The following is an 11779-nucleotide window of genomic DNA, read 5'->3' as shown; positions in this document are numbered from 1 at the left end:
GGCGGGGCCGCCGGCCCCGCCATTTCGTCGGCGACCGTCAGGCGGCGCGCAGAGGCCGTGTCAGCGGGATCGGCGCGGCCGGCTCCGAACGCGGCACGCGGCCTTCGACCGGATGGCTCGGATCATTGAACCCATGCGTTGAGGCATGGCCGGCGGTGACGAGGCGGTCGACAAAGGCCTCGTCCTCGGCGCTCAGCCTGAAGTCCAATGCCTTCGCATAGCTGTCCCACTGTTCCTCGGTGCGCGGGCCGGCGATCGCCGCCGTGATCAGCCGGTTGTTCAACACCCAGGCCAGCGCGAAATCAGCGGCCGAGACGCCGCGTGACTTTGCGTGCGCCGCGATCTGCCTGGCGATCTCGATCGATTCCGGGCGCCACTCGGTCTCGGCGATGCGCTTGTCGCCACGGCCGGCCCGCGTGTCGGCGGCAGGCGCCTGGTTCGGCTCGTATTTGCCGGTCAGCACGCCGCGCGCCAGCGGGCTGTAGGAGACGACGCCAAGACCGTAATAGGCGGCCGCCGGCAGCTGTTCGGCCTCGGCGGTGCGGTTGACGATGTTATAGAGTGGCTGGCTGGCCACCGGCCGGTCGATGCCGAGTTCATCGGCCAGATGCGCGACTTCGGCGATGCGCCAGCCACGAAAGTTGGAGACGCCGAAATAGCGCAGCTTGCCCTGGCGGATCAGGTCGGCGATCGCCCGCACCGGCTCCTCCAGCGGCGCATCGAAGACGGCGCGGTGGAAGTAGAACAGGTCGATATAGTCTGTTCCCAGGCGCCGCAGGCTGTTCTCGACCGTCTGGATCACCCATTTGCGCGAATGGCCGCCGAGATTAGGCCCCTTGTCATGCGAGTTGACGAACTTGGTCGCCACGACCCAATGATCGCGCGTCGCCTTGATGCCGCGACCGACGACTTCCTCGGACTTGCCGTTGTGGTAGACGTCGGCGGTGTCAATGAAGTTGATGCCTTGCTCGCGCGCCTTGTCGATGATGCGATGCGCGACCGTCTCCTCGGTCGGCCCGCCGAACATCATCGTGCCGAGGCTGAGCGGCGAAACCTTCAGGGCGCTGCGGCCAAGATAGCGGTAGTCGGACATTTTTCTGCTCCGTTGAATTTCAGTTGATGGTTGGTTCGGCGTAGTGGCAGGCGACGTGGTGTCCGGGCGAGATCGCCCGGAATGCCGGCTCCTGCGAACGGCACAGGTCCGTCGCCAGCGGGCAGCGCGTGTGAAAGCGGCAACCGTTCGGGATGTTCTGCGGGCTCGGCAGATCGCCATGGATCGGCGCGGCCTGACGTCGGCGCGCCGGGTCCGGCACGGCATCCATCAGCGCGCGCGTGTAGGGATGCTTTGGCGAGGTCCACAGCGTCGCATTGTCGGCGCTTTCGACAATGCGTCCGAGATACATAACCAGCACCCGGTCGGCGAAATAGCGGACGACCGACAGATCGTGCGAGATGAACAGATAGGACAGCCCGAGCTGCCGCTTCATGTCGACCAGCAGGTTAAGGATCTGCGCCTGGATCGAGAGATCGAGCGCCGACACCGGCTCGTCGCAGACGACCAGTTCCGGATTGAGGATCAGCGCCCGGGCGATGCCGATGCGCTGGCGTTGCCCGCCGGAAAATTCATGCGGGTAGCGGCCGAGAGCATCTCCAGGCAATCCTACACGCTGGACTATGTCCTCGACAATTTTCCGCCGCTCGGCCTTGTTGCCAATGCCATGGACCTTCAGGGGTGCTGTCAGGATGTCGCCTATCATGTGGCGCGGATTGAGCGATGCGAACGGATCCTGGAAGATCATCTGGATATTACGGCGCGCCGCCTTCAGCCGGCGCGCGTCGAGAACGGTGATGTCGGTGCCGTTGAACTCGATCCTGCCGCTAGTCGGGTCGACCAGCCGCATGATGGTCTTGCCTAGCGTCGATTTTCCGCAACCGCTTTCGCCGACGAGACCAACCGTCTCGCCGCGTCCGACTTCGAGGGATACGCCATCGACGGCGCGCAGCGTGCCGCCCTGGGCGTGGAAATGGGTGGAAAGGTCAGAGACCGAGAGCAGCGCCATGCGCAACCTCCGGAATGAAGCTGTAGGGGCAGGCGACTAGACGATCCTCGCTCACCTCGACGAGGGCGGGTACGAAATGGGCGCAGCTGTCGCGCGCCACCGTGCAGCGCGGGCGGAACGGGCAGCCCTTTTCGCCAGCGGCCGAGACGATGCTGCCGGGAATCTCGGTCAGCCTGGCGTCGCGGTAGTGGAGATTGGTCTTCAGCCTTGGCGAAGCGGCAAGCAGGCCGCGCGTATAGGGGTGAAGGGGTGTTCTGAACAGTGCGTCTGGCAGCGCCTGTTCAACCTTGCGGCCGGCATACATGACGACGACCTTGTCGGCCCATTGTGCGACGACACCAAGATCGTGGGTGATGAGCACGACAGCCATCGACAATTCGCGGCGCAGCGTATCGAGCAGGTCGAGCACCTGCGCCTGGATGGTCACGTCGAGCGCCGTCGTCGGCTCGTCGGCAATCAGCAGGCGTGGTCGGCAGGCAACGGCGATGGCAATCATGACGCGCTGGCGCATGCCGCCGGAAAGCTGATGCGGATAGTCGTCGATGCGCCGCTGCGGATCGGGAATACGCACCAGATTGAGAAGCTCGATGGCACGGCTCCGCGCTGCCTTGCCGCGTATGCCTTCGTGCAGCGTCAGCACCTCGGTGATCTGCCGGCCGATGGTCAGCACCGGATTGAGCGACGTCATCGGCTCCTGGAAGATCATGGCGATCTCGCGTCCGCGCAGGTTCCGCATAGCCTTCTGGTCGAGACCGAGCAGGTCCTTGCCGGCGAATTCGATCCGGCCATTGGGGATTTTCGCCGAGCGCGGCAGAAGCTGCATCAGGGCGAGCGCAGTCAGCGACTTGCCGGAGCCTGATTCACCAACGATCGCCAGCGTCTCGCCCTCACCGACCTCGAAGCTCAGCCGGCTGACCGGCTCAGTGTTCGGGAAGCGAGCCGTCAGATTGTCGATCCTGAGCAAAGGAGCCGCCATCTCTAGCGCTCCTGTGAGAAGCGCGGGTTGAGCGCGTCGTTGAGGCCGTCACCGATCAGGTTGAGCGCCAGCACGGTAAAGACGATCGCCAGTCCCGGAAGCGCTGTCAGATACCAAGCGGTGCGGATCAATTCCCTGCCCGCTCCGATCATCGAGCCCCAGCTGACGACGTTGGGATCGCCGAGGCCCATGAAGGACAGCGCCGATTCCATCAGGATCGCGGTCGCCACCATCACCGACGAGGTCACGATCAACGGCGGCAGCGCATTGGGCAGGATCTCGCGGAAGATAATGCGGGCATGGCAGTAGCCGAGGCTGCGGGCGGCCATGACGAAATCCTTCTCGCGGATGGCCCGGAATTCGGCGCGGGTCAACCGCGCCACCGTCGGCCAGGTGATGACGGCGATCGCCACTGTCACGACGGGCGCGGTCGGCTGCGCGATCGCCACCATGACGACCAGAAGCACGAAGCTCGGTATGGTCTGAAAGATCTCGATCAGGCGCACCAGCAGATCGTCGATCCAGCCGCCGAAGTAGCCGGCGGCGGCGCCGACCAGGATGCCGAAGCCGAGACCGAGCGCGGTCGCCACCAGGCCGACGAACAGCGAAATCCGCGCACCATGCAGAATGCCAGAAAGCACATCGCGGCCCATGGAGTCCGTGCCCAGTGGGAAGGCTGGGTTCTGGCCCGGCCACAGGAAGGGCCGCGCCACCATCGATAGCGGATCGGCCGGATAGAGGACTGGTGCTAGCAGTGCGGCCAGCACGACCAACGACAGGAACACCACGCCGAACATGGCGTTGGGATTGCGCAGGAAAACCTTCAGCGCACGCCCTCCAACGGCTATCGGCACCGACGCTGCCGAAGCGGAGCGTGCGTCGGGCGCGTGGAGATTGCTCCAGCTCTTTGCCTCGGGCTCAGGCGGTGCCGCGGGCCCGCGGGCATCGGCATGGAGACGGCGGGAACGGGCATCGCCCGCGGCGAAATCGGTGGAAGCCATCAGCGTACTCCGATGCGGGGATCGAGCCAGGCGTGCAGAAGATCGACGGTCGCGTTGGCGATGATGACCAGCAGCGACGACAACAGAAGGATGCCGAGCAGCACGGTGAAATCGCGGCCCATGACCGCTTCGAAGGCGAGACGCCCGAGGCCGGGCCAGGAATAGACGGTCTCGACAACGACGGCGCCGCCGAGCATGCCGCCAACATGCATGCCGGCCATGGTGGTAATGGGGATCAGCGCGTTGCGCAGGACATGGCGAATGGTGATGATGGCCGGCGGCAGGCCCTTGGCTGCGGCGGTGCGCACGTAGTCCTGCGACTGGACCTCCAGCATCGCCGCTCGTGTCAGCCGCGCATAGATCGCCACGTAGAACAGCGCCAGCGACAGTGCCGGCAGGATCATGTAGCGCGCCCTGTCCCAGAGCCCGGCAAGGCCGGTCAGGTTGCTGCCGATGGTTCCCGAGCCGCCGCTCGGCAGCCAGCCGAGCTTGACCGAAAACAACACGATCAGCATCAAGCCGATCCAGAAACCCGGGATTGAATAGAACAGCAGCGAAATAACGGAGAGCAGACGATCCGGCAGGCGCCCGGCAAACACCGCCATCACCGATCCAAGGGCGAGGCCGAGCACAATGGCGACGGCCAGAGCCACCGCCATCAGCACCAGCGTGCCGGGCAGCCGCTGGCCGATCAGGTCGGCAACCGGCATGCCGTAGCGCGGCGAAAAGCCGAGGCTGAAATGCGCCAGATTGTAGAGATAGTTGAACAGCTGGACGAGCAGCGGATTGTCGAGCCCAAAGCGCTGGCGCAGTGCCGCCATGGTCTCCACCGTGGCCGAACCAGCCTCGCCAGCCATGACGTCGGCCGCATCGCCCGGCGCGAGCTGCTGCAGAAAGAAATTCAGGATCACGATGCCCAGAACGGTCGGCACCGCCTGTATCGCGGTGCGTCGAAACGTTCTGCCAATGCGCGTCAGGGTCGACATCGTTTTCGCTATCCCGGCTGTGGCTGACGATGCGGGTTTGCTGTTTCCCGGAAAGTTTCGTGCTTTTTAGTTGACAAAATTTATAGACATTGTCAAACGTGATTTAAGAAATTTTATCCTGCAAATGGCGACTTTGCAGAATAGAATTTTATTTCATGCTACGAAATTAGCGGTTTGAGGCATGAAATCTTAAGCGCGGGAGCGGGTCGGCCAAATCTTTTCGCAAACGGGCCCGCTCTTGGAACAATAGATTTTTAACTCGGTGGCCGAGGATCGGCCGATCGGGGGCGGCAGCAAAAAAAGGACTAGGGCGCGATGTCTCATTTCCTCATTCCGAACCGCCGCAGGTTCCTCGGCATCTCGGCAGCCGCACTCGGAGCGACGCTGTTGTCTGCATCGCGCAGCGCCTACGCCGCCGAGCCGAAACAGGGTGGAACGGCGACGCTGGTGCTCTCGGCTGAGCCGCCGGTGCTGACAACGATCGCCCACACGGCATTCAATTCGGTCTACGTCTCGGCAAAGACCACCGAGGGCCTGCTGACCTATGATTTCGATCTCACGCCGCGCCCATCCCTGGCCAGACAATGGTCAGTCAGTGACGATGGGCTGCAATACACCTTCAAGCTGCGCGAAGGCGTGAAGTGGCATGATGGCCAGCCGTTCACCGCCGCCGACGTCGCCTATTCGATCACCACGATCAGAGAGGTTCATCCGCGCGGCCGCAACACCTTCCTCAACCTTGTAGATATCCAGACGCCGGATCCGCTGACCGTGACGCTGGTTCTGTCGAGGCCGGCGCCTTACCTGATCACGGCCCTGGCCGCGGCCGAAACGCCAATCGTGCCGAAGCACCTCTATGACGGCACAAAGGCAGCCGAAAATACCGTCAACGTCGCGCCGGTCGGCACCGGCCCGTTCGTCTTCAAGGAATGGGTGCGCGGCAGCCACATCGTCTATGAACGTAATCCCGACTATTGGGACGCGCCGCGCCCCTACCTTGACCGGCTGATTGTCCGTTTCATCCCTGACGCTTCGGCGCGCGCACTGGCGCTGGAGACAGGCGAGATCGATCTGGCGCCGGCAACGCCGATTCCGTACAGCGATTTGCAGCGCTTCGAAACGCTGCCGCATATCGGCTTCGAGAAACAGGGCTACCAATATTCCAATGGCATCAGCCGGGTCGAGTTCAACCTGGAGAAACCCTATTTCCAGCATGTTCGCGTCCGCCGCGCCTTCGCCCATGTTATCGACCGCGACATCATCCGCGACACCATCAACTATGGCTATGGCGCGACCATTCCCGGCCCGATCAACCCCAATTTGAAGAAGTGGTACGTCGCCGACCTGAAGACCTATCCGGTCGACATTGCCACTGCCGAGAAACTGCTCGACGAAGCAGGCTTGCCGCGCGACGCCAACGGCACCCGGCTCAAGCTTGTCCACGACTATGTCCCGAGCGGCGAGACCTACAAGCGCGGCGCCGAATACATCAAGCAGGCATTGGCCGCAGTCGGGGTCGAGGTCACCGTACGCAGCCAGGATTTCGCCACCTACACCAAGCGCATCTACACCGACCGCGATTTCGACTTCACCTTCAACGGCATGAGCAATCTGTTCGACCCGACGGTCGGCGTGCAGCGGCTCTACTGGTCGAAGAATTTCAAGCCCGGCGTACCGTTCTCCAACGGTTCGAAATACAGCAACGCCAAGGTCGATGAACTTCTTGAAGCGGCCGCCGTCGAGGTCGATCACGAAAAGCGCTTCGAGCAATGGGCCGCGATCCAGCAGATCCTTGTCGAGGACCTGCCCGACATCGGCATCGTCAGCCAGCCGGAAATCACCCTCTACAACAGGCGCATAGCCGGTCACACGGTGGGCGCTGAGGGCAATGCCGGCTCCCTCGCAACAGCCCATATCGTCGCTTGATCCGCTGACCCGTGTGCGCGGTCCTTTCGCGCACGGGTTCCCTTCCTCCACCCGAGAAAGTTCGCCATGACGCTCGCCCACAAGCCTGGTTCCATCGTCGGCACGCCCTTCTTCAAGGCGCCGACCGACTATCCGGACAGCCCGCTGTCGAAAGCGCTCCGGCAGCCGGTGCTGCTCGGGCTGTTCCTGCCAATCCAGGCCGGTGGCTGGACCAACTCGACGCTGCCGCGCTCGACCGACTGGCGCTTCGATTACAACCGCGACCTGACGCTCAAGGCTGAGGAGCTTGGCTTCGACCTCGTCTTCGCGCTCAGTCAATGGCTGCCCAAGGGCGGCTATGGCGGCGTTTTCAACGGCCAGGCGCTGGACAGTTTTGTGTCCGTGGCGGCCATGGCCGCGATCACCAAGAAGATCATGCTGATTTCGACCATGCATGTTCTCTACGGCCCGTGGCATCCGCTGCATCTGGCGAAGTTCGGCGCGACGCTCGACCACATCTCCGGCGGCCGCTGGGGCATCAACGTGGTCACCGGCCATCGCGCCGTCGAACACGAGATGTTCGGCTGGAACCGCATCGAGCACGACCGTCGCTATGAACTCGCCGCCGAATTCGTTGAGGTGCTGCAGCGACTGTGGCAGGACGACGAGAATTTCTCCTTCTCCGGAGAATCGAGCTGGAAGCTCAATGGCGGCTTCGTCACGCCCAAGCCGAATTATGGACGGCCGATCCTGGTCAATGCCACCGGCTCCGACGCCGGCATTTCCTTTGCCGGCCGTTATTCCGACATCGTCTTCGTCACCAGCCCGGCCGGCTCCGATATTGCCAGCGCGCTGGAAGCGCTGCCGGCGCATACGAAGAAGGTGAAGGACGCAGCTCTCGGCGTCGGCCGCACCGTGCGCACGCTGCTCAACCCGCTGGTCATCAGCAGGCCGACCGAGAAGGAAGCCTGGGCGGTCGCCGACGAGATCGTCGCCCATGCCGACAGCCGCACGCCGAAAGGCTTCCAGACCTTCAACAGCGACGCCCAGGCCTGGAAAGGACGCGAAGGCCGCGAGGACCCCTACGCCAAGGTCGGCGGCAACATCTACCTCATCGGCACGCCCGAACAGATCGTCGACCAGTTCGTCAAGTTGAAGGACGCCGGCATTGACGGCCTGCAGCTGTCCTTCTTCGATTTCAAGCCTGACCTCGAATTCTTCGGCGAGAACATCCTGCCGCTGATGAAGCAGGCTGGCCTGCGCAACACCTAAGGAGCCATCATGACCGCGACTGGGATCTCCGAAATCTGGTACACACGCTGCCCGGTGCCGACGCCTGTCGGGCTCGCCGCACAGCTCGGGCTTCTCGACGAGACCTTTCGCAAGGAGGGGATCGAATTGAAGTCGATCATCGATTCGGCCAATCGCGACATCCGCCAGAGCCATTTCAACCACACGCTCGACTGGTCGTTCCGCCACGGCGGCAACGTGCCGCCGATCCGCGCGCGGTCCGAAGCGCGCAAGACGCGTCTCGTCGGCATCACTTGGACCGACGAATTCCAGGCAATCATCGCCCTGCCCGGTTCCGGCATCAGGACAACCCAGGACCTGAAAGGCCGCCGCTTCGGCATCGCCCGGCGCCCCGAAGGCATCGTCGACTTCATGCGAGCGACGGCGTTGAAGGGACTGGTCTCGGCGCTCTCGCTCGAGGGCCTTGGCTATGGCGACGTCGAGATCGTCGACATAGCGCTGGCCGACAGCGTGCTCGACAGCCAGGAAGGACCGTCGCTGTTCGGCCTCAAGCGCAAGCAGGCCTATGGCGAGGAAGCCGCAGCCCTGATCCGCGGCGAGGTCGACGCCATCTATGTCAAGGGCACGGCCGGCATCAATGTCGCCAATCTGATCGGCGCCATCCAGGTCGTGGAATTTGGCTTCCACCCCGACCCGAACATCCGCATCAATTCCGGTTCGCCGCGCGTGCTGACCGTCGATGAACTGCTGGCGGAACAACGCCCCGATCTGGTCGCGCGACTGATCGAGACCATCCTGCGCGCCAGTGCCTGGGCCGAGGCGCATCCGGAAGAGACGCAGCGCTTTGTTGCCCGCGAAGCCGGGGCCACCGAGGAACAGGTGCTGGCCGCCAATGGCCCGGATGTCCATAAGCATCTCGGCCTCGGACTGCAGCCTGAGCTCGTCGCAGCGGTTTCCCACTACAAGAATTTCCTGCGCGACTGGGGCTTCCTCGCCGGCGATTTCGACGTCGAGCACTGGGTCGATCGCCGGCCGCTCGATCTGGTGAACATTCGCGCCGCCGCCTGAGAGAAAGCCAACGTCATGATGTCGACAATTGCCGAGTTTCCGCAACTCCTCGAGAAAGTGGCCGGCCTCGCCGACGACTTCGCGCTGACCGCCGCGCATCACGACGCGACCGGGGAATTCCCATTCGCCAATTTCGACCGGCTTCACCAGGCGGGGCTGCTTGGCCTGGTCACGGCGCGCGAACATGGCGGCTTCGGTGGCGGGCTGACGGAAGCACAGGCGGTGATCGCCGAGATCGGTCGTGGCGAGCCGTCGACAGCGCTGGTGCTGGCCATGCACTACAACAGCCAGTATGCGATGCGGAAATCCGGAAAATGGCCGCGCCATCTGGTTCAGCGGATTGTCGAGGCCGGCCGTCTTGGCCCTGCCCTGATCAACGCCGCCCAGGCCGAGCCCCGGATCGGCTCGCCAGCTCATGGCAAGCCGCCCGAAACCATTGCCCGGCGGGACGGCAACGTCTGGCGGATATCCGGCCACAAGAACTACGTCACCGGCATTCCTATTCTGAAATGGGTGAACTTGCTGGCGCTGACCGACGAGCCGCAGCCGCGTCTGGCTTCATTCCTGGTGCCGACCGACGCGCCTGGATTTCGCGTCGAAAAGACATGGAACGCCGCCGGCATGCGGGCGACGGCCAGCGACGACATCATTCTGGATAATGTTGCGGTTCCTGCCGAAGACATCACCGAGGCGCAGCCGGCATCCGAGCCGCTGAGGCGCGAGGAAAGCGCGACGGCGTTCTTCTTTTCGCTGATCGGCGCTGTCTACCACGGTGCCGCCCGTGCTGCCCGTGACCGGCTGGTCTCCTTTGTCAGCACGCACGCGCCGGCAAGTCTTGGTGCGCCGCTGTCGACCGTGCCGCACATCCAGTCAGGGCTGGGCGACATAGAGGTTCGGCTTGCGAGCAGCGCGCGGCTGCTGCGTTCGCTCGCCGAAGATGTCGACGCCGGCCGGCCTGTGGGCACCGACGGCATGACGGTCAGGCATGTCGTCATCGACAATGCCGTTGCCGTCACCTCGCTGGCGCTGGAGCTTGCCGGCAATCCAGGCCTTAACAGAGATTTCCAGCTTGAGCGCCACCACCGTGATGCGCTGACCGCCCGTTCCCACGCACCGCAGAACCACATGATCCGCACGATCGCCGCCAAGGCGACGCTCAGCCGCCATACCGCCCGGCAGCTGGCCGAGACACCGGCTATTGCCGCTGGCAAGCCCAGGCTCGTGGCGGTCGGTTGAGCGCCATGACAACAGAACATGTCGAAGTCGCCATTATCGGCGGAGGCCCCGGCGGCCTGACACTGGCGCAAGGCCTGAAGAAGAACAGCATCAGTGTCGCGGTCTTCGAGAAGGACCGCGCCCGCACCGACTATGTCCAGGGTTTTCGTCTGCGCATCCGCCAGCGCGGCATCGATTCCCTGATCGCCAATTTGCCGCCGGAACTCTACGACGCTTTTGTCGCCACGCTCGGCCAGGCGCCAGATCGCAACATCCTGCTCGACGAGAATTTCAAGATCCTGGGCGAGGATGCTGCCTGGGGCGGCGGCAACGCGCTGGGCGAGGCCGACGATACGCATATCGAAAAGTCAGTGAGCCGTATCACGCTGCGCCAGGTGCTGTTGTCCGGCCTCGACGGCATCGTGCGCTACGGCAAGGTCTTCTCCCGCTACGACGAGCAGCCGGATGGTTCGGTCGTAGCGCATTTCGAGGATGGCTCGACAATCCATGCCGATGTGCTGGTCGGTGCCGACGGCGCCCGCTCGCGCGTGCGCCAGCAGCTGGTGCCGCATGCCAGGAGCTTCGATACAGGCGTCAGGCGCCTGGCCGGCAAGATGACGCTGCATGCGGCAGCCCTTCACCAGATCTCGCCGCTGCTACTCGACTACAATGCCGGCGTCAGGCCAACCGAAGGTCATGGGCTTATGGTCACCAGCCACAGGGTCAATGTCGACGCATTACGAAAGCATGGACTGATCGGGCTGGACGACGCCACCCACAAGGATTTTTCCGGTTTCCATTTCAACAACACCACCAGCTATGTCTGGTGGAACACCGCCTATGAAAAGGACGAACTTGCCACGGACGACGCGCTGGCAAAGCTCTCCGGTTCAGAACTGATTGACCTGCTGATCTCGAAGATCGCCCACTGGCACCCGGAAATCCTCGACCTCATCCGCTACACCGACCCATCGACGGTGGCGCTGCTTCATGTCCACAGCTCCGAACCTGTCGATCCCTGGCCGACGAAACCGGTGACGTTGCTTGGCGATGCCATCCACGCCATGACCTATTTTCGCGCGCTTGGCGGCAACACCTCGATCTACGACGCCGGGCTGCTGGTGCCAGAGCTGGTGGCCGCCAAACGCGGCGGCAAGCCGCTTCTCCAGGCGCTGTCGGAGTATGAGGCCAAGATGCTGGAGCACGGCGCCAAAGCCGTGCGGTCTTCGCTGACGGCGATGCAGAAGAACGTGCTGGCGGGCCGTCGCCGCCAATCGGAAGCCGCCGAATAGTGGCCCCGAAAAAATCGGCTGACAG

10 protein-coding genes are annotated in these 11779 nt (G+C 63.6%); 5 read left to right on the top strand and 5 right to left on the bottom strand.

Annotated features, from left to right (window positions below; all coding sequences use genetic code 11):
* Positions 1-37: 37 nt before the first annotated feature.
* From NKI52_RS27085 to NKI52_RS27065, 5 genes are read right to left on the bottom strand one after another with little or no spacing between them, the layout of a single operon-like run.
* Complete coding sequence (locus NKI52_RS27085; protein ID WP_352623097.1) at positions 38-1093, bottom strand: aldo/keto reductase; 1056 nt, start codon at positions 1091-1093, stop codon at positions 38-40.
* Positions 1094-1112: 19 nt separating this feature from the next.
* Positions 1113-2060, bottom strand: a complete 948-nt coding sequence (locus NKI52_RS27080) for an ABC transporter ATP-binding protein (RefSeq protein ID WP_352641063.1) — start codon at positions 2058-2060, stop codon at positions 1113-1115.
* Complete coding sequence (locus NKI52_RS27075) at positions 2038-3036, bottom strand: ABC transporter ATP-binding protein (RefSeq protein WP_352700315.1); 999 nt, start codon at positions 3034-3036, stop codon at positions 2038-2040. The genes NKI52_RS27080 and NKI52_RS27075 overlap by 23 nt, the downstream gene beginning before the upstream one ends.
* A gap of 2 nt (positions 3037-3038) precedes the next feature.
* On the bottom strand, positions 3039-4037 hold the full coding sequence (locus NKI52_RS27070; RefSeq protein WP_352700314.1) for an ABC transporter permease: 999 nt from the start codon (positions 4035-4037) through the stop codon (positions 3039-3041).
* Positions 4037-5023, bottom strand: coding sequence for an ABC transporter permease (locus NKI52_RS27065; RefSeq protein ID WP_352700313.1), 987 nt, complete (start codon positions 5021-5023; stop codon positions 4037-4039). The genes NKI52_RS27070 and NKI52_RS27065 overlap by 1 nt, the downstream gene beginning before the upstream one ends.
* 315 nt (positions 5024-5338) lie before the next feature.
* Here NKI52_RS27065 and NKI52_RS27060 point away from each other — a divergent pair, with 315 nt between their 5' ends.
* The 5 genes from NKI52_RS27060 (at position 5339) to NKI52_RS27040 (ending at position 11754) form a co-directional block, all read left to right on the top strand.
* Positions 5339-6949: an ABC transporter substrate-binding protein gene (locus NKI52_RS27060; protein ID WP_352700312.1), complete on the top strand. Its 1611-nt coding sequence runs from the start codon at positions 5339-5341 to the stop codon at positions 6947-6949.
* 66 nt (positions 6950-7015) lie between these two features.
* Positions 7016-8200, top strand: coding sequence for an LLM class flavin-dependent oxidoreductase (locus NKI52_RS27055; RefSeq protein WP_352700311.1), 1185 nt, complete (start codon positions 7016-7018; stop codon positions 8198-8200).
* 9 nt (positions 8201-8209) lie between these two features.
* Positions 8210-9247, top strand: a complete 1038-nt coding sequence (locus NKI52_RS27050; protein WP_352700310.1) for an ABC transporter substrate-binding protein — start codon at positions 8210-8212, stop codon at positions 9245-9247.
* Between the two features lie 18 nt (positions 9248-9265).
* Positions 9266-10483, top strand: a complete 1218-nt coding sequence (locus tag NKI52_RS27045; protein WP_352700324.1) for an acyl-CoA dehydrogenase family protein — start codon at positions 9266-9268, stop codon at positions 10481-10483.
* A 5-nt stretch (positions 10484-10488) separates the two neighbouring features.
* Positions 10489-11754: an FAD-dependent oxidoreductase gene (locus NKI52_RS27040; protein WP_352700309.1), complete on the top strand. Its 1266-nt coding sequence runs from the start codon at positions 10489-10491 to the stop codon at positions 11752-11754.
* The last annotated feature ends 25 nt before the right edge of the window (positions 11755-11779 follow it).

The sequence above is a fragment of the Mesorhizobium sp. M0590 genome (genome assembly GCF_040320905.1).
Lineage (GTDB): Bacteria > Pseudomonadota > Alphaproteobacteria > Rhizobiales > Rhizobiaceae > Mesorhizobium.
The sequence above is the reverse complement of the archived record's forward strand: the minus strand, read 5'-3'. Positions and strand labels throughout refer to the sequence as shown.